This is a genomic window from Peptacetobacter hominis, from assembly GCF_006861675.1.
Taxonomy (GTDB): Bacteria; Bacillota; Clostridia; order Peptostreptococcales; family Peptostreptococcaceae; genus Peptacetobacter; species Peptacetobacter hominis.
In genome coordinates, this window is the sequence record NZ_SGJB01000002.1 from 61,177 (window position 1) to 81,418 (window position 20,242).

A 20,242-nucleotide genomic window follows, 5' to 3' on the forward strand; every position below is an offset into this window, starting at 1 on the left:
TTTTTAATTAAGCTTTGTTATCTTTTTTGAAATAATATGGATATAAAAGATATAAACATAGTCCAAATATAAATACAGACAAAATGATATTTTCAGAGGAATTAAATACTAAAAGTCTATCATCTTTTCTTAGAACAATATTTAATATGCCTATAAAAGAATAGGTCTTTATACCATCAAATAAAAATACAACATAGTTCCATATAGCTTTTTTATCTGTCACAACGATACCTCCTATCTAAATTTTTATTTGAAATATATTTTGCATTCTAATATTTGTCTATATAATATACTATTTCTTTAAAATATAAAATACAAACTGCTGAATACGACAATACTGTAAATCTTATTAACGAATTCTTAGTATATTCTTAATTTTGTGGTGTAATAATTAAGAATTGATTTTTATTTTCAGAATATAAGATATAAAATAAAAAGGTGCTACTATACACCACATAAAAGTGTTTGTACTATAGCACCATGAATATTCATCTATTTAGTTTTTAATGATTTTCTCAATATATTACCCCAAATCAATACAGCCACAGTATATATTACCAATATAGCTGTCTTTATAGAAAAACTGATTGATGTAAAAGAAATCAATACACAAGTTATTAGAATGGCTCCAATTGAACTTATCTTACAGTAATGATCTACCTTTTGAATTGTTTCAGATGTATCATCTATACTTTTATAAAGTCTTCTAAAACCTAGGCAAATAAAAGCGAACATAGACATTACCTCTGTTGAATACTCGATTATTTGTTGCATACTTATATTGTTATTTATATCATCAGATGTACCTACAAATACCATAACTACAACTATAATAAGTAACAATACTTTTAAAAAATTTTCCGTTAGCTTTATTCTTTTGTCTAGCATACAGAACACCTCTTCTTTAGCATATCTGTAAATTATTAAATTACCATATTAGATTACTGATATATAAAATCCTGTGCATTGGAATCACCTCTTATAAAAAGGGTATTTATTAATTATATTATACAACACTCTATTCGAAAAAAACAGAATTATGAATTTTTTGTGAAAAATTTTTATTAAAAAACTAAAATATACTCATCAGTATTCCAATAAGTCCAAATACAAATATTATGGATATAGATCCGATTTTATTTGTTTTTAGAAGAACAAGGGCTACTGTAAAAGCTACAATATCGTATAGTCCCCATGAAATTTCCTTTGCAGAAGAAAATGCAGCTGCAAGAATAAATCCCATTGTTATAGGTCTAAGGACTATAAGTAGATTTTCTATTCTCTTGTTCTCTTTGAACTTATCAAGCAGATGGGATACGATTGTAAGCCCTACAAGAGAAAATATTACAACACCTGTGGATGCGGCAAGAGATCCCCAGAATCCTGCAGTTTTGAAACCTACGAATGTTGCACTGTTTATTGCTATAGGTCCCGGTGTTGACTGAGATATTGCAAGCAGGTCAAGAAATTCTCTGTTTGTTATGAAGTGGTATGTATTTATAAATTCCTGCTGTATAAAAGGAAGCATTGCATAGCCACCACCGAAGCTGAATGCTCCTACTTTTAGGAATATAAGAAACAGAAGTGCTATTTTAGACATAAACTATATACACCTCCAGCTATTATTATATAAATAGGGCTGATATGGAAAAACGCTACAGCCACTGTAGATATTACAAGAAAAATTACATTTCGTTTAGTTTTTGGAAGTTTTTCCAGAAGTTTCAGGAACGAATATACTATAAGTGCTATTACTACCGGATTTACCCCTCTGAAAAATCCATCAAGTATGGAAGAAGATGAATTTTTGAAATAGAAATACGAAAGTACGAGAACTATACAGAATGAAGGAAGTACAGAACCCAAAAGACATACCAGAACTCCAGGTATTCCATTTATTCTATACCCAAGAAGTATTGAAATATTTGCAGCCAGTACCCCCGGATAACTCTGTGCTATAGATAGATAATCTATAAATTCTTCATCAGAAACGAGCTTTTGCTTGTTTACAAGTTCTTCCTGTATAAGCGGTACCATTGCGTATCCGCCGCCGAATGTAAATGCTCCGATTTTAAAGAACGTAAGGAACAGTTTAAACATAATCTAATCCTCCTTTATATGATGCCTATTGTTTAATTATAACATTTGAAGGATATAAAACAAGTGTATGAATGTATGCTTACTATTAAAACTGCAATCTTGAAAAAAATCTGTTTTAGATATATAATGATAATTTAATACAGATAATAGGAAATAGAGTGTTGAAAAACGAAGAGTGTAAATATATAATAGTAAAAGCAGTAAAATTCTGATAAAAAGGAGATGAAAACTGATATGAACAAAAAATATACGACAATAGATCATGAACTTCCTCTGATACCACTTAGAGGACTTTCAATATTTCCATATATGATACTTAACTTTGATATAGGAAGAGAAAAATCTCTAAAAGCACTTGAAGAAGCAATGCTTGATGAGGAGATGATATTCCTTACATCTCAGAAGGATGCTGAAGTAGAGGATCCGGATGAAGATGAGTTCTATCATGTAGGAACAATATCAAAAATAAAACAGATGATAAAGCTTCCTGGAGATGCTGTAAGAGTCTTGGTAGAGGGACTTTCAAGAGGTAGAATAAAGGAAGTATCTGATGATGAGGGATACTACAGAGCAGTTGTAGAGGAACTTGTAGAAATTGAGCCTGAAGAAGGAGAAGAAATAATAGAAACAGATGTAGAAGAAGAGGCTCTTTTAAGAAATGTAATGAATGTATTTGAGGACTATATAAATATAGGAAATAAAATATCTCCTGAACTGATGATATCTCTTTCTGAAGAAGAGGATTATGGAAGAGTTGTAGATACAATCGCAGCAAATATATATCTGAAAAATACACAGAAACAGGAAATACTTGAAGAATTCGATGTCAAAAAGAGAATGGAGCTTATATACAGCATACTTCTTGAAGAAATCGAAATAATGAAGATAGAGAAAAAGATAACTCTAAGGGTAAAAAGACAGATGAATAAAGTTCAGAAGGATTATTACCTTAGAGAGCAGCTTAGAGCTATACAGAAAGAACTTGGAGAAGATGAGGATGTAAGCGGAGAAGCTCTTAAATATAGAGAACAGCTTGTAAAAATGAAAGCTCCAAAAGCGACAAAAGAAAAAATACAGAAAGAAATAGAAAAATTTGAGAGAATGTCTCCTGCATCTCCGGATTCAGCAGTGAGCAGAAACTATCTGAATACTATATTCTCTCTTCCATGGAACAAGGAGAGCAAAGAAAAACTGGATATAGCAAAGGCAGAGGCTATACTTAATGAAGACCACTATGGACTTGATAAAGTAAAAGAAAGAATACTTGAATATCTTGCTGTGAGAAAACTTGCAAGAACTCCAAAAGGACCGATAATATGTCTGGTAGGACCTCCAGGGGTAGGTAAAACATCTATAGTAAAATCTGTTGCCAGATCTCTTGGAAGACAGTTTGTAAGACTTTCACTTGGTGGAGTAAGAGATGAGGCTGAAATAAGAGGTCATAGAAGAACATATATAGGAGCTATACCAGGTAGAATTATAAATGGAATGAAGGAAGCAGGAACAAAAAACCCGGTATTCCTTCTTGATGAGATAGACAAAATGGCTTCAGATTACAAAGGTGATCCGGCATCTGCAATGCTTGAGGTTCTTGATCCTGAACAGAATAAGGATTTTGTGGATCACTACATGGAAATACCTTTTGACTTATCAAAAGTTCTATTTATAACTACTGCAAACAGCCTTGATGGTATACCAGGTCCGCTTCTTGACAGAATGGAAGTTATAAGAATTGCTGGATATACAGAAGAGGAAAAATTAAAAATAGCTCAGAGATATCTTCTTTCAAAACAGATAAAAGAAAATGCACTTCCTGAAGGATTTGTAACTATAAATGAAGAAGTTATGAAAAAAATAGTTACATACTATACTAGAGAAGCCGGAGTAAGAGGACTTGAAAGAACAATAGGTAAAGTATGCAGAAAAGTAGCCAGAAAATATGTGGAAGATCCATCTATGGAAGGTTATGATGTACAGGCTGAAGATCTTGAAAAATTCCTTGGAAAGGAAATATTCAGATTTGACCTTGCAAAAGAGGAACCTAGAGTAGGACTTGTTACAGGTCTTGCATGGACTGCTGTAGGTGGTGTTACTCTTGAAGTTGAAGTAAATGTACTTAAAGGTAAAGGTGAAATCGTACTTACAGGTCAGCTTGGAGATGTTATGAAAGAGTCTGCAAGAACTGCAATATCATACATAAGATCAGTTGCAGACAGCCTTGGAATAGAAGAGGATTTCTACAAAACAAAGGATATACATATACATCTTCCGGAGGGAGCTACACCAAAAGATGGTCCTTCTGCGGGAATAACTATGGCACTTGCTGTAATATCAGCACTTACAGGAAGAGGAGTTCCTGGAAATATAGCTATGACAGGTGAAATAACACTTAGAGGAAGAGTACTTGCAGTAGGTGGGGTGAAGGAAAAACTTCTTGCAGCTCACAGAGCAGGTATAACAAAGGCACTTCTTCCAGAAGAGTGTAAGGCAGATTTAGATGAAATACCAGATAATGTGAAAAAAGATATGGAATTTGTCCTTGTTGAAACTATGGACGATGTCCTTAGAGAAGCTCTTGTATAGGAAAGGAGTATATATATGAAAATAAGAAGTTCGGAAATAACTATGAGTGCTGTGAAGCAGTCTCAGTATCCTGTAGATGGACTTCCGGAAATAGCACTTGCAGGAAGATCAAATGTTGGAAAATCATCTCTTACAAATGCTCTTCTTAACAGAAGAAATTTCGCAAGAACAAGTTCAACACCGGGAAAGACAAGAACAATTAACTTTTATCTGATAAACAAGGAATTTTTCTTTGTAGACCTTCCTGGATACGGATATGCAAAGGTTGCAAAGTCTGAAAAGGATAAATGGGGAGAAATAATGGAAAGATATCTTAGCGATAGAGATGAGCTTTGTGCAATATTTCTTCTGGTAGATATCAGACATGAACCTACAAATGATGACAAGATGATGTATGACTGGATAAAACATTTTGGATATGACTGTGTTGTAATAGCTACAAAAGCAGATAAAATATCAAGAGGTCAGTATCAGAAACATATGAGTATAATAAGAAAGAAACTTCAGATGGAAAAGGATGAAAAAATAATACCTGTTTCATCATCAAAGAAAACCGGAATAGAGGAACTCTGGAATACAATAGTTGAACAGTATCAGAAATACGGATATGAAATAACTGTAGACTAATACAATAAAAAATACCCTGTGCAATTAGGCGCAGGGTATTTTTTATTGCAGAAATTATAATATTCAGCTGTATATATATTTTATTATCATAATCAGAATAAAAATCCATCTTTTGACGATACTATAAATAGATGAACTGCAAAGGGGGAATCGTATGAAAGAAACATCAAAAGTTGCACAAAAGATAGCGCAAAACTATAAAGCTTATGTTTCTGATGAGACTGAAGATACTGTAATTGTTGAAATTGAAACTGAGAATATTCAACTAGCCCAGGAAATGCTTGCTGCTACAGGGAAAAGAACGATATTTAAAAAGGGATTGAGAGATGAAATTGATGAAAAAATATCCAGATACAAGGATGAAACTTCAGAAAAAGAGGAGGGATATATAGGTAGACTATATGAAAGAATAATAAAAAACGCATACAGAAAAGATGCAAGCGATATACATATTGAGCCATTTGAATCACAATGTTTTATAAGGTTCAGGATAGACGGAAGGCTCATAAAAGTGGAAAAAATATCAAAAAAAGAATGTTCCTCGCTTGTATCATATATAAAGCTGAGAGCAGGTATGGATATAACAGAAAGAAAAATACCGCGGGATGGAAGAATGGATGAAAGTTGTGAGGATGGATTTATAGATATAAGGGTTTCATCAATTCCTACAGTAAACGGAGAAAAACTTGTACTTAGAATGCTGAACAGAAATTCATTTGTGAGAAATATCAACGAAATAGGTTTTTCAAGAGAAGCTGTATCTATGATAAGAGAAATAACATCCCAATCAAAAGGATTGTTTCTTGTATGCGGACCTACAGGAAGCGGTAAGACTACAACTGTATATTCAATAATAAAAGAACTTATGGACGATGAAAAAAATATAACAACAATTGAAAATCCAGTTGAATATAGAATAGACGGAATAAATCAGATACAGATAAACAGAAAAAAGGGACTTGGCTTCAATGAATGCCTGAAATCAGTATTAAGACAGGATCCGGATATAATAATGGTTGGTGAAATAAGGGATATCGAGACAGCTGAAACTGCTGTAAGAGCAGCTATAACTGGACATCTTGTAATAAGCACACTTCATACAGAGGATGCAGTATCCGCGATAATAAGACTTGAGGATATGGGGATAAAGCCATATATGATAAGTGCTTCTTTGAGAGGTATAATTGCGCAGAAACTGGTAAGAAAATTAAATAATAGTGATACGGAAAATTTGTTTAAAAATAAAAAGTACAGAGGCAGAACCGCAGTATACGAGATAATGGCTATAGATAAAAATATAAAAGAGCGGATAAGACTATCATTGAACCGGGAAAAGATAATAAAACGGGCTGGCAATAAATTTATAGGATTTGAAAAAACGTGTTTTGATGCAATAAGCAGTGGAACTACAGATATGGAGGAATGTATAATTGCAGGATGTATTAAGCAGGATAAATGAGAAATACATATCTAGAAAACTTAAAAGCAGGGAATTGGAAATGATATGCACAAGACTTTCAATTCTTATCAGATCAGGAAACAGTATTGAAAGTATATTTGAGCTACTGATGAGGGGTGAACGTGGAACTATAAAGAAAGGGTTTGAAATAATTATAAGAAGGCTCAAGGAAGGAAATTCTCTTGAATCCTCAATCAGAGCATCGGGAATTTTTTCAGAGTTTTTTTCAGCAATGATAAAGTGTGGAGAGGAATCCGGGAATATAGAAAAGGTATGCGAGGATATGGCTCATTATTATGAAAGAGAGGAGAAAATTAAAAGAAAGATAATCTCTGTTGCTATTTATCCAATAATTCTTATAATAATGCTGTTTTTATCAATGTCTTTTATGATGATTTATGTTCTTCCAAATTTTGCTTTTGTATTTGAACAAAAGGGGATAGAGACACCATTTATAACAGAAATAATGTTTAAGGGATCCTTATACATAAAAAATAATATCTATATCATTCCACTTTCTGTTTTTATACTTTTTTCTGTATTTATATATTTGTCGAAAACAGAAGTATATAAAGGATTTATTGAAAGTATCAGATTAAAACTTCCAATACTTAAAGATATAAATAAACTATGGTTTTGTGCACAGTTTTCAGGAAATATGTATATAATGATGAAAAGCGGAATACCTATATCAAATGCTCTGGATATAATTTCTGACATATTGGGAAACAGAAATATAAAATCCGAGCTGGCTATATCAAAAAGATATCTTTCAAGTGGAAGCAGTCTCTCAAAATCACTTGAGATAGCGGATGTATTTCCGGATATATTTATATCCATGATAAGAGCAGGTGAAGAAAGTGGATTTATTGAGGAAAGTCTAAAGAATATAAATAAGTTTTATGAAACAGAGCTGGATATAAAACTGGATAGAACTATGAGATTCATAGAACCAGCTATAACAATAATTATAGGATTTGTGATAGGAATATCTATTATTTCTCTTGTTATACCTATGATAGATGCAGTTGTATCAATATAAAAAGGAGTGATCAATTATGAAAAATGAAAAAATGATGATAAAAGAAAGTAGTACAAAATATAACAGTCCAGGAAAAAAATCAGTTATTCCAGGTAAAAAAAGAAAGGGATTTACACTTGTCGAGATGATAATAGTAGTAACTATACTGGGAATACTTGCAAGTGTAGCACTTGTAAAGTATGGAAAAGCTGAGATGACTGCAAAGAAAAATGTTGACTATACAAATGCATCCAATATAGCAACAGCAGCTATAATAGCTTCTATCGATGGTAAAGAAATGGACGGTATGACAGTTGAATCACTTAAAGAAGATGGATATCTCAACAGTGTACCTAAACCACAGAGTGTAGACGGAAAATTTGAAATAACAGTGGATTCGGAAAAGAGAGGTGTTACAATAAAAGTGAATGAACAGATTTTCTATCCAAAAGATAACGAGGCACAGGAATAAATATGCTAATAATTTAAAATGGAGATAAAAATATTATGTTTGGTAGAAAAAATATAAAAGTGGCTTTTCTGGTTGAGAAAAAAGGAATAAGATGTATATTCTTTGAGTTTGTGGGAGATACTATAGTTATAGAATCTGAAAAATATATCGAAAATAATCTGGAAACCAGAGTCTTCATTGAAAAAAGATCTGAAGATATGTATATAGATAAAATCGTAAAATATATGGACGGGGAAAAGCTTAAACTTGGAAGTGAAAAAATATCAGAGATTTATATAAGCATACAGGAAAAGGACGTTATTCTGAGAAATATACGGATAGATTCCGAAATTAAAGATGACAGATTGAAGAAAGCGGTCGAAATAGAACTGGAGGAATTTATTCCAGACCTTAGGAATAAATATATTTTGAATATTAGAAGAGAAAAAAGATTTGAAAAATATACTGATGTTCAGGCAGTTCTTTTTCCAATAAAGTATGTGAAATTATTCAGTAGGATATGCGATAGACTTGGTATTGAAAAAAGAACTTTGAATGCAGATTTTGACATAATAGGAAAAATAATACATATGAATAGAAAAGATGACAATAGCATAGATAGAGAAACATATATAGAAATACGAGAAAATGATATTGTAATAAGCTGTTCTGATTCCGGATGGATAGTGGAAAGTTACACCGTATCGGATGACGAATTTGAAGAAGATATGGTTGGGAACATACTTGATAAATCAGACTCGATATATGTATATGGAAAATCAGATAGAAAAATAAATCTATTTGAAAAGTATCCAAATATAAAATTGATAAAATGTTACTGTGATGTGAAAATAAAAAAATATGGAAAATCAGAGGATAATATTGGATATATAAACATTATAGGTATGGCAGTAGATAGATGAAGACTAAAAAAAGAACCTCAAAATATATTATAGAGAATTATTTTAATACAGGTAATGATAAAAAAGTCTTGAGAAATCCATATACAATGATATTTTTACTGATGTCGATATATATTATTTTTTCTATATTGAATGGAATGTACAAAATAAATGTATTAACTGAATCTATAGAATCAGAAAAAAGAGCTTTGTCGGAAACTAAATCGAATTATATATATGAAGATAAAAGTATATCCGTAAAATCAGATGATATAAAGCAGATTCTTATTGATTCAGAGAGCTGTGATATAAATAAACTTTATATAGATCAGAATACGTTAGTTGTAAAAGGCAACTGCAGCAGTACGGATCAGATTGAGAATTTCAGAAAGAAAAAAATTATGCATGGTTCTCAGGTTGATAAAATAGAAAGAGATGGACACGCATACTATTTTGAAATATCGAAATAAGAAAGGTATATATTTATGAAGATATCAAGGAAAAAATTATATCTAACAATATTTTTTATCTTAGCTTTTGCAATTTTGAACATAACTGTAATATCTTCATTAAAAGAAAAAATAACGGAGCTTGAATATGAAAAAGTAACCATATCAGACGATATTAAAATAGCCGAAAGTTCAAACAAAAGAAGATTTTATAAGAAGGAAGCAAAAGAGCAGGTGTATAAAAAAGACGATATAATAAAGTTAAATTCAATAATAGGAAATGAAAAAGGTCTTGTATATATAGAAAATAAATCCGGGGTATCAGGAGAAGCATCTTCAAAAACTGTAGAAATAAAACTGAATGGAAAATCTGATGAGATTATTTCCTTAATCTCTAAAATAGAAAATTCGGGGATGAATGAAAGTATATATAGTATAGATATATCAAAGGTAAATTCATATCAAAATTCAAATGAAAAGAATGATTCAGACAAAGAAAATAAACCGGATAAAAAAGATACTTTGGATACTGTAAAAATAGAATCAGATAAACAAAAGAATAATAAAAAGAATTCAGAATCTGAAAACAAAGGAAATATCTATGAATGTAGAATAAATCTAGAAATAAACCGGAAATAACAAAAATATGGCTAGTCTGAATCGTAAAATAATGGTAAAATAATTAGTTGTGTACTTCAAAATAATAATAAAAAGGAGTGAAGACTACATTGTTACCAGGAAGAAATGATTTATGCTACTGTGGAAGCGGTAAAAAATACAAAAACTGCTGTATGGATAAAGATCTTCAAAAGGAAAGACATGAAAGAAGATTAAAAGAGGCACAGAAACAGTATGCAGAAATATATGCAAAACTTTATGCATATTCAAGAAAAGAAGAATTTAAAAACGAATACAAAAGAGCTGAAGAAATATTCTATATATTAGATAACGAAGAAGTTAAGATAAAATTTGAGAGATTCTTTGAAACATATTATATGCAGGATCATATAACTGAATCAGGAAAAGTTATTGCTACAAAATTCTACAACGATCCTGAAATAAAACTTACAAATAATGAAAAACTTATACTTCAGAGCATAGGAAATTCATATATAAGTATATATGATGTAATGAAAGTAGAGAGTGATAAGATACTTTTAAAAGACTGTTTTACAGGAGAAGAATTATACACAGAAGAGACAAAACTTCTTAATGGATTTGTAGAAGGCGAAAGTCTTATGGCGAGAGTTGTAGAAGTAAGTGGAGTAAATCTTCTTATAGATATAACTGTAAAAATAATAGCAAATGTAAAAGACTTTATAGTAAATGATATAAACAGACTGTTTAAACAGTATGAAAAAGACTGTCCAAATATGAAGCTTTTCCTTTCATATCATACATATATATTCTACAGATATATGCAGCAGCTTCTTGATGAGGCAAGTTCTGCAGCTATGAGAAATGAATCTGGTCAGAAAAAGGAAGAACCAAAGGATAATACAGTTGTATCAATACTTGAAAGTATAGCTGACAAAGAATGTCTTGAAAAATGTATAGAAACATGGAAATCATATGAAGAATCAAACAGTGAAATAAAAGGTTCTGAATATGGATGGGCGGCAGCAGTAGAATATTTTGTAAAAAAAGAAGCCGATGAAAATATAACACAGGCTCAGATATCTAAAAAATACGAGATAAGTCCAAGTACACTTGGTAAAAGATATAAAGAACTTAAATCGTCTAATTAAGGCTGATTTATATGTAAAAGAAAGTCTATTTATAGTATAATAATATATAACAATAGATTTTAGAAAGAGGTATAAATATGAGTCTTAGATTAGGTAATTCGATTGCAGTGGCTACTGATTTTATAAAATCAAATCCGGCTGTACCTGTATATAGAGATGGAGAAAATCTATATGCAGTTATATATCATATAGAAATTGGTTATAACAAAGATCATTCATCTAATGTTATGCAGTATATAATAATAGATTACAAAGATTTCTCGATATCTGAAGAAGAAAGAGAAGAACTTGTATCAATGGCGATGGAATACTGCAGAGAAAAAGGTATTGATGATGATGAAAATCTTAAGATAACACTTCTTGACAATGAGGAAGCTGAAAACTTTATCGAAAAGATTTTCAATAACATGAAAGTAATAAGAGGACTTATAACAAAGAAAAAATAAAGGTCTATCTGAAATACTTTAGACAAAAATGCCTGACAGAGTATTCTGCCAGGCATTATCTGTGTTATATATAAATACATTATGAGAGGAAGATAATATTGTTAAGAGTATCAAATATAAAACTTTCAATAGATGATGATATATCTTCTGTAAAAAACAGGCTTGTAAAAAAACTTGGTATAAAAGAAAGTGAGCTTAAAAGCTACAATATATACAAGGAGTCCATAGATGCAAGAAAAAAAGGAATGATAAATTTTGTGTATACTGTAGATGTTGAGCTTGAAAATGAACAGAAGATATTGAAGAGAAAAGTAAAGGATGTTTCTGTTGTTTCTCAGAAAGAATATATCGGTGTTGAAAGCGGAGAAAAGAAATTAAATGGAAGAATTGCAGTAATAGGAAGTGGACCTGCCGGACTTTTTGCATCTCTTCTTCTGGCACAGAGAGGGTATAAACCTTTAATGCTTGAAAGAGGAGCTGATGTTGATACAAGAAGCAAAGATGTGTCTGAGTTCTGGAAAAACAGAAAATTCAAACCTGAATCTAATGTACAGTTTGGAGAAGGTGGAGCGGGAACTTTCTCTGATGGAAAACTTACAACCAGAATAAAGGACATAAGATGCAGAAAAGTTCTCAGAGAACTTGTAGAGCATGGTGCTCCTGAGGATATATTATATTCTCATAAACCACATGTTGGAACAGATATACTTAAAGATGTTGTAAAAAATATAAGAGAAGAAATAATAAATCTCGGTGGAGAAGTAAGATTCAATTCAAAGGTAACGGATATTGAAATAGAATCTGGGAAAATAAAAAGCATATATATAAATGAAACAGAAAAATATGATGTAGAGGCAGTTATTCTGGCTGTAGGCCATAGTGCAAGAGATACGTATAGGATGCTGAATAAAAGAGGGGTTGAAATAATTCAGAAGCCATTTGCAATAGGTGCAAGAATAGAACATCCACAGGAAATGATAAACAAATCTCAGTATGGTGATTTATATACACATCCAAGACTTGGGGCTGCTGACTATAGACTTATAGAACATACATCAAACGGCAGAACAGCTTATACCTTCTGTATGTGTCCAGGGGGAAGTGTTATCGCATCTGCATCTGAAGAAAATGAAGTTGTTACAAACGGAATGAGTGAGCACAGTAGAGATAAGGAAAATGCAAATAGTGCTCTTTTAGTAAATATAAACCCAGAGGATTTTGGAAGCTCAGATCCGCTTGCAGGAATAGAGTTTCAGAAGAAATATGAGAAACTTGCATTCAGACTTGGAGGAGAAAACTACAATGCACCGGCACAGCTTGTTGGAGATTTCCTGGAAAATAAATCTTCTGAAAAAGCAGGAAATGTAAAACCATCGTATTCTCCTGGAGTTACTTTTACAAATCTTTCAGAATGTCTTCCTGATTTTGTGTGTGAGACTATGAGAGAAGGAATAAAAATGATGGGAAAAAGAATTAAGGGATTTGATATGTATGATGCGGTGCTTACAGGAGTGGAAACGAGATCTTCAGCTCCAGTGAGAATAGTTAGAAATCCGGATACATTTGAATCATCAAATACAGAAAGACTTTATCCATGTGGAGAAGGTGCAGGATATGCAGGAGGTATCGTTACAGCTGCTGTTGACGGCATAAAGTGTGCAGAAAAAATAATAGAAATATACAGTCCCGAAAAATAGGTATATAACTGCTTTATATAGTTGTAAAACCTTTTGAAGCAAGTTATAATATCATAGGATGTCTGACATCTGACTGTATTTATAAATAAATAATTGGAGGAGGAAAAACTTTGAATATAGTAATAGGTCTTATGGGGGGACTGGGACTTTTCCTTTATGGAATGAATCTAATGGGAGAAGGTCTTCAGAAGTCAGCTGGAGCAAAGCTTAAAAATATAATAAAGCTTCTTACCAGCAATATATTTATGGGAGTTCTTGTGGGAACTGCTGTAACGGCTGTAATACAGAGTTCAAGTGCAACTACTGTAATGGTTGTAGGATTTGTAAATGCGGGAATAATGACTCTTTCTCAGGCAATAGGAGTAATAATGGGTGCGAATATAGGTACAACAGTAACGGCACAGCTTGTATCTTTTGACCTTACGGGAATGGCTCCGGTTGCTCTGGGAGTAGGTATAGTTTTATATATGTTCAGTAAAAATCCTAAAATAAAGCATATATCAGAAATACTTATAGGTTTCGGTATGCTTTTTACAGGTATGGAATTTATGAAAGATGCGGTAGAGCCTCTTAAAAATTATCAGGGATTCAATGATATGCTTATATCATTTGGTAAATATCCTCTACTAGGTCTTTTACTTGGATTTGGTATAACAGCTATTGTTCAGAGTTCAAGTGCATCTATGGGTATGCTTGTAGCGATAGCAGCTGAGGGACTTATACCGTTATCTGCTGCACTTCCAATACTTTATGGTCAGAATATAGGTACATGTGTAACATCACTTTTATCAAGTATAGGGGCTAATAAAAATGCGAAAAGAGCTGCTGTGATGCACCTTATCTTCAATGTAATAGGAACAATATTATTCCTTATATTCCTTAATGCTCCGGTTGTAGCACTTGTTACAAAACTGGATCCGGGAAATGTTGCAAGACAGATAGCAAATACTCACACTCTATTCAACATAATATCAGTTATTTTCCTTCTGCCTTTCAATAAACTTATAATCAAATTATCTATGAAGATAATACCTGATAAAAAAGGTGATACAGACGATGATGAAGTGAAAACAGTTAAATATCTTGATGACAGAATGCTTGAAACTCCTTCTATAGCTCTTGCGAATACAATGAAGGAAACTTTAAGAATGGGAAATAAAGCCAAAGAAAGTCTGGATTCATCTATAGCTGCACTTCTTGAAAAATCAGAACATAGAATAGATAAGGTTTTTGAAAAAGAGGAAATAGTAAATACACTTCAGAAAGCTATACTTAATTATCTTCTAAAACTTTCAAAAACAGCTCTTGATGATGATTCAAGAGAGGTTGTAGATAATCTTTTCAATACTGTAAATGATATTGAAAGGGTAGGGGATTATGCTAAAAATATAGCTGAGCTTTCAAAAGTGGCAATAGATACTGACCTGGATTTTTCTGCTCAGGGAAAAGAGCAGCTGGAGGAAATATATTCAAGTGTAATTTCAGCATATAAGTATTCGCTTGAGGCGCTTAAAAATGACGATATAAATCTTGCATATAAGGTTCTTCAGATAGAGGAAAATGTAGATATGATGGAAAAAACATGTAGGGCAGGTCATATGTACAGACTTAACAACAATCTATGCAGTATAGATAATGGTGTTGTATTCCTTGATATAATAACAAGTCTTGAAAGAGTATCAGATCACTCTGTAAATATAGCAAGAAGAGTAATATCTCAGAATGAATATAAAATAAAATAATAAGTAGAAAAAAGCCACTGCAATTCGCTTTATAGCGTTTTGCAGTGGATTTTTTATGGATAATTGTATATGAATCTGAAGTAAAATATTTTTGTATAAATATTTTGCTGTAAAGGTTTAATTAAGAAATGGATAATATAATAACATCATAAGGTAAGAGAACACCTCAGATAAAAGGGATAAATAATAATAGAAACGGAGATGACATATATGAAATTTAAAAAGAATGGAATTGGATTAATAGTTGCGGTTGCAGTACTTGGATCAGTACTTGGAAGTTCGGCTACGATGCTTGTAATGAAAGATGTAATAGGTGGATCAGGATCATCAAGTGAAATAGTTGTTGATGGAGATACAGCACGGAACGTATATCAGGCAGTTGCAAAAAAAGCGACACCTTCAGTTGTAGGTATAACGACTACAAGTGTAAGTCAGGATAATATGTTTGCAATACCACAGGAAACAGAAGGTGTAGGTACAGGTATAATAGTTGATTCAAATGGATATATACTTACAAACTCTCATGTCGTATCAGATGGAGAAGCTACAAGCGTAAATGTACTTTTCAATGATGGTTCAGATATGTCAGGTGAAGTTATATGGCATGATGCACAGCTTGACCTTGCAATGGTAAAAGTTGATAAAACGGGGCTTACTGCAGCAGATCTTGGTGACAGTGACCAGGTTCAGGTAGGAGATATAGCAATAGCAATAGGAAACCCTCTTGGACTTGACCTTCAGAAGAGTGTTACACGGGGTATAATAAGTGGACTTGACAGAACAATAAGTACAGAGCAGGCAAATATGACAGGATTAATGCAGACTGATGCAAGTATAAACTCAGGAAACAGTGGAGGACCTCTTCTAAATGAAAAAGGCGAGGTAATAGGAATAAACACAGCAAAAGCATCTCAGGGTGAAGGTCTTGGATTCGCAATACCTATAAATACAGCCAAAGAGATAGTAAATGAAGTAATCAAAACAGGTGACTATGAAAAAGTTACTCTAGGAATAAAAGGAACTGATTTAGAAAGTTATGAACAGGCTTTAGGACAGGATCTTGAAGGTGATTCAGGAGTATATGTTGCAGAGGTTGTATCAGGATCTTCAGCTGAAAAAGCAGGACTTAGAACTGGTGATATAATAACAAAAGTTGGAGATACAGAGATTACAGGTATGAGTGATCTTACAAAAGCTTTATACGGATACAGTTCTGGAGATAAAGCAGAGATAACTGTTCTAAGAAATGGTAAGGAAACAAAAGTAAATGTACAGTTTTAATAATAGATAATATAAATGGACACACTTTAAAGTGTGTCTTTTTATTTATAATAAGGAAAACGATAACCTATATATAATTCAATATACATATCAAAAAATCCTTCTTCAAATACAATCAATAAAATTTATGTATTGATAACAAAAAAACAATATAATACTTGTATTGCAGGTTGTGAAAACGATATAGACTCAAAAAAATATATATGATAAAATTTAAACATAAAAATAAAAGTAAAGCTAAATGGTTATTATTCTATATAATAAAAAGCTAAATACACTGTTTATAAGTGAAAAATTTGTAATATATAAATACAGCTAATCTAATTATAGAGAAAATATATAGCCGATAATCTAAGTATTTAATATATAAATACGTTTAAGATAATTGTTAAATTAACACGCTTTATTTATGGGAGAGATGCATATAATGAAACCATTAGTTATTAATTTTCAGAAGTGCAGCATACATGACGGACCTGGTATAAGAAGTACAGTATTCTTTAAGGGATGTCCACTTGAGTGTGTATGGTGTCACAACCCTGAAAGCCAGAGATATACAAAAGAAGTTTTATACAACCGGGAAAGATGCAGTGGATGCGAAAGATGCATACAGATATGTCCTCATGATGCGATAATATCTGAAAATGGAACTGTAGGACTTGACAAAAATAAATGCGAGTTATGTGAAACATGCCTTGATTACTGTATAAACAATGCAAGAGAAATAGTTGGTGACGAATATACAGTAAAAGAACTTCTAAAAATGATAGAAAAGGACAGAATGTTCTATGAGGAATCAGGCGGTGGAGTTACTCTTTCAGGAGGAGAAGTAATGGCACAGGACATGGATTTTGTATGTGCACTTGCTGAAGGATGCCACAATAAAGGAATAGATGTAGCGATAGACACATGTGGATATGCTCCAAAGGAAAACTATGAAAGAATAATGAAATATGCGGATAGATTCCTTTATGATATGAAACTTATAGACGATGAAAAACATATAAAATTTACAGGTAAATCAAATAAAAAAATACTTGAAAATCTGAAGTTCCTAAGTGACAACGGAGCTTATATAAATATAAGAATACCACTTATAGTTGGTGTAAATGTCGATGACGACAATGAAGAAGTTATGAAAATGATAGAAGTTTTAAAAGGTCTTAATATAAAGGCTGTAAATCTTCTACCATATCATGATATAGGAAAGCATAAATATACTAAGCTTTATATGAATTACGAAGGTGAAGCATTTGAGAAACCTTCAGATGACAAAATGGATGAGATAAAATCGCTTTTCGAAAAAAATAATTTCAGTAATGTAAAGATAGGAGGATAAGAAATGAGAGGTACATTTGAAAGAACCAAAAAACTTAGAGAAGAAAGTGTTACAACAAAACCACATATATCTATAGAAAGAGCTTTATTATTTACAGAAGCGTATAAAAAATATGAAGGTAGTGTTGAGATGCCGGTACTTAGAGCACTTTCATTTAAACACTATATAGAAAACAGAACTCTTTATATAGGAGATGGAGAACTTATAGTAGGTGAAAAAGGTGATACTCCTCAGGCAGCTCCTACTTATCCTGAAATATGCTGTCATACAATAGAAGATATGGAAATAATGAACGACAGAGATGTTGTTGACTTTAAAGTAACAGAAGAAGACAAGAAAATACAGGAAGAAGTTATAATACCTTACTGGAAAGGCAGACAGACAAGACAGAAAATAGTTAATGCCATGACTGAAGAGTGGAAAAATGCCTATGCAGCAGGTATGTTCACAGAGTTCATGGAGCAGAGAGCTCCAGGACATACAGTTTGTGGAGATATAATATATAGAAAAGGATTCCTTGAATTAAAAGAGGATATAGAAAAGAGAATAGCAGAACTTGACTTCCTTAACGATCCGGAAGCATATGAAAAGAAAACAGACCTTGAAGCTATGGCAATAAGCTGTGAAGCTATGGCAATATTAGGAAAAAGATATGCAGAACTTGCAAGAAAAATGGCTTCTGAAACTGATGATGAGCAGAAAAAAGCAGATTTATTATTAATAGCTGAAAACTGTGATGTTGTACCAGCTCATGCACCAAAAACTTTCCATCAGGCAATACAGATGTACTGGTTTGTACATATAGGTATAACTACTGAGTTAAACACTTGGGATGCATTCTCTCCAGGTAGACTTGACCAGCATCTTAACCCATTCTATGAAAAAGATGTAGAAGATGGAATACTTACAAGAGAAAGAGCACAGGAACTTTTAGAGTGTATGTGGGTTAAATTCAACAACCAGCCAGCACCTCCAAAAGTAGGTATAACATTAAAAGAAAGTGGAACTTATACTGACTTCGTAAATATAAACACTGGTGGTATAAGACCAGACGGACAGGATGGAGTAAACGATGTAAGTTATATAATACTTGATGTAATGGATGAAATGAAACTTGTACAGCCAAGTTCAAACGTTCAGATAAGTAGAAAAACTCCTCAGAAATTCCTAAAAAGAGCATGTGAAATATCTAGAAAAGGTTGGGGACAGCCTGCATTCTACAACACAGAAGCAATAATACAGGAACAGCTTGAAGCTGGTAAGACTGTAGTTGATGCAAGACTTGGAGGAACAAGTGGATGTGTTGAAACAGGATGCTTCGGTAAAGAGGCATATGTTCTTACTGGATATATGAATATACCAAAAATACTTGAAATAACTCTAAACAATGGATTTGATAAATATACAGGAAAACAGATAGGTCTTCAGACTGGAGATCCAAGAGAATTCAAAACTTATGAAGAACTATTTGATGCATTCAAAAAACAGCTTCATTACATGGTAGATGTAAAAGTCAGAGGAAATGCAGTAATAGAAAAAATATGTGCTGAACACATGCCTTGTCCTCTAATGTCATCAATAGTTGACGATTGTATAGAAAAAGGAAAAGACTACCAGAGAGGTGGAGCAAGATACAACACTAGATATATACAGGGTGTTGGTATAGGAACAATAACAGACAGTTTAGCTGCTATAAAATACAACGTATTTGACAAGAAGAAATTCGATATGGATACAATGTTAAAAGCTATGGAAGCAAACTTCGAAGGATATGAAGCTGAGCTTAACATGGTTAAAAACAAAACTCCAAAATACGGAAATGACGACGATTATGCAGATGAAATAATGAAAGATGTATTCAATACTTACTACAGCGAAGTTACAGGAAGACCTACAGTAAATGGAGGACACTACAGAGTAGACATGCTACCAACAACTTGCCACGTATACTTCGGTGAAGTAATGGGTGCTTCTCCAAACGGAAGACTTGCAGAAAAACCTGTATCTGAAGGTATATCACCAGAAAAAGGTGGAGATACTAACGGACCTACAGCAGTTATAAAATCTTGTGCTAAGATGGACCACCTAAAAACTGGAGGAACACTTCTAAACCAGAGATTCGCACCATCAGTTGTACAGGGTGAAGAAGGTCTTGATAATATGGCAAACCTAATAAGATCATACTTCAATATGGATGGACATCATATACAGTTCAACGTATTCGATAAAAATGTTCTTTTAGCAGCACAGAAAAATCCTGATGAATACAAAGACCTTATAGTTAGGGTTGCAGGATACAGCGATCATTTCAACAACCTAAGTAGAGCATTACAGGATGAGATAATCGCAAGAACAGAGCAGACATTCTAATAATGATAATAACTTTACCTCAAATTA

Annotated in this window: 19 protein-coding genes; 15 read left to right on the forward strand and 4 right to left on the reverse strand. The window is 32.5% G+C overall.

Annotated features, from left to right (window positions below; translation table 11 throughout):
- Positions 1-7: 7 nt before the first annotated feature.
- The 4 genes from EXD82_RS01530 to EXD82_RS01545 form a co-directional block, all read right to left on the reverse strand.
- Positions 8-223 carry a hypothetical protein gene (locus tag EXD82_RS01530; protein WP_142535159.1) on the reverse strand — a complete coding sequence of 72 codons (216 nt, stop codon included), beginning with the start codon at positions 221-223 and terminating at the stop codon, positions 8-10.
- Positions 224-492: 269 nt separating this feature from the next.
- The gene (locus EXD82_RS01535; RefSeq protein ID WP_142535160.1) at positions 493-888 is read right to left on the reverse strand and encodes a hypothetical protein; all 396 of its coding nucleotides are present in this window, start codon (positions 886-888) and stop codon (positions 493-495) included.
- A 184-nt stretch (positions 889-1,072) separates the two neighbouring features.
- Positions 1,073-1,600 carry a chromate transporter gene (locus tag EXD82_RS01540; RefSeq protein ID WP_142535161.1) on the reverse strand — a complete coding sequence of 176 codons (528 nt, stop codon included), beginning with the start codon at positions 1,598-1,600 and terminating at the stop codon, positions 1,073-1,075.
- Positions 1,588-2,100, reverse strand: coding sequence for a chromate transporter (locus EXD82_RS01545; protein WP_142535162.1), 513 nt, complete (start codon positions 2,098-2,100; stop codon positions 1,588-1,590). Before EXD82_RS01545 ends, EXD82_RS01540 begins: the two co-directional genes overlap by 13 nt.
- Before the next feature lie 234 nt (positions 2,101-2,334).
- On the opposite strand from EXD82_RS01545, the gene lon reads away from it, so the two are divergent.
- From lon to hypD, 15 genes are all read left to right on the forward strand, one after another.
- Positions 2,335-4,683 (forward strand): endopeptidase La, encoded by a 2,349-nt coding sequence (gene lon, locus EXD82_RS01550; RefSeq protein WP_142535163.1) that lies wholly within the window; start codon positions 2,335-2,337, stop codon positions 4,681-4,683.
- Positions 4,684-4,698: 15 nt separating this feature from the next.
- Entirely contained in the window at positions 4,699-5,310 is a 612-nt protein-coding gene (gene yihA, locus EXD82_RS01555; RefSeq protein ID WP_174919127.1) for a ribosome biogenesis GTP-binding protein YihA/YsxC, read from the forward strand.
- Positions 5,311-5,464: 154 nt separating this feature from the next.
- Entirely contained in the window at positions 5,465-6,769 is a 1,305-nt protein-coding gene (locus tag EXD82_RS01560) for a GspE/PulE family protein (protein WP_142535164.1), read from the forward strand.
- The gene (locus tag EXD82_RS01565) at positions 6,741-7,811 is read left to right on the forward strand and encodes a type II secretion system F family protein (protein WP_142535165.1); all 1,071 of its coding nucleotides are present in this window, start codon (positions 6,741-6,743) and stop codon (positions 7,809-7,811) included. The genes EXD82_RS01560 and EXD82_RS01565 overlap by 29 nt, the downstream gene beginning before the upstream one ends.
- A gap of 16 nt (positions 7,812-7,827) precedes the next feature.
- On the forward strand, positions 7,828-8,262 hold the full coding sequence (locus EXD82_RS01570) for a prepilin-type N-terminal cleavage/methylation domain-containing protein (RefSeq protein WP_246081984.1): 435 nt from the start codon (positions 7,828-7,830) through the stop codon (positions 8,260-8,262).
- Positions 8,263-8,297: 35 nt separating this feature from the next.
- Positions 8,298-9,164 (forward strand): type IV pilus biogenesis protein PilM, encoded by an 867-nt coding sequence (locus EXD82_RS01575; RefSeq protein ID WP_142535166.1) that lies wholly within the window; start codon positions 8,298-8,300, stop codon positions 9,162-9,164.
- Positions 9,161-9,613 (forward strand): hypothetical protein, encoded by a 453-nt coding sequence (locus EXD82_RS01580; RefSeq protein ID WP_142535167.1) that lies wholly within the window; start codon positions 9,161-9,163, stop codon positions 9,611-9,613. Before EXD82_RS01575 ends, EXD82_RS01580 begins: the two co-directional genes overlap by 4 nt.
- Before the next feature lie 15 nt (positions 9,614-9,628).
- The gene (locus EXD82_RS01585; protein ID WP_142535168.1) at positions 9,629-10,231 is read left to right on the forward strand and encodes a hypothetical protein; all 603 of its coding nucleotides are present in this window, start codon (positions 9,629-9,631) and stop codon (positions 10,229-10,231) included.
- Positions 10,232-10,320: 89 nt separating this feature from the next.
- The gene (locus EXD82_RS01590) at positions 10,321-11,340 is read left to right on the forward strand and encodes a YecA family protein (RefSeq protein ID WP_142535169.1); all 1,020 of its coding nucleotides are present in this window, start codon (positions 10,321-10,323) and stop codon (positions 11,338-11,340) included.
- A 77-nt stretch (positions 11,341-11,417) separates the two neighbouring features.
- Positions 11,418-11,786: a hypothetical protein gene (locus EXD82_RS01595; protein WP_142535170.1), complete on the forward strand. Its 369-nt coding sequence runs from the start codon at positions 11,418-11,420 to the stop codon at positions 11,784-11,786.
- Positions 11,787-11,884: 98 nt separating this feature from the next.
- Positions 11,885-13,483 (forward strand): NAD(P)/FAD-dependent oxidoreductase, encoded by a 1,599-nt coding sequence (locus EXD82_RS01600; RefSeq protein ID WP_142535171.1) that lies wholly within the window; start codon positions 11,885-11,887, stop codon positions 13,481-13,483.
- Positions 13,484-13,593: 110 nt separating this feature from the next.
- On the forward strand, positions 13,594-15,225 hold the full coding sequence (locus tag EXD82_RS01605; protein WP_142535172.1) for a Na/Pi cotransporter family protein: 1,632 nt from the start codon (positions 13,594-13,596) through the stop codon (positions 15,223-15,225).
- 210 nt (positions 15,226-15,435) lie between these two features.
- Complete coding sequence (htrA, locus tag EXD82_RS01610) at positions 15,436-16,506, forward strand: serine protease HtrA (RefSeq protein ID WP_142535173.1); 1,071 nt, start codon at positions 15,436-15,438, stop codon at positions 16,504-16,506.
- Between the two features lie 427 nt (positions 16,507-16,933).
- Complete coding sequence (locus tag EXD82_RS01615) at positions 16,934-17,845, forward strand: trans-4-hydroxy-L-proline dehydratase activase (RefSeq protein WP_142535174.1); 912 nt, start codon at positions 16,934-16,936, stop codon at positions 17,843-17,845.
- 3 nt (positions 17,846-17,848) lie between these two features.
- Positions 17,849-20,215: a trans-4-hydroxy-L-proline dehydratase gene (hypD, locus tag EXD82_RS01620; protein ID WP_142535175.1), complete on the forward strand. Its 2,367-nt coding sequence runs from the start codon at positions 17,849-17,851 to the stop codon at positions 20,213-20,215.
- Positions 20,216-20,242: the final 27 nt, after the last annotated feature.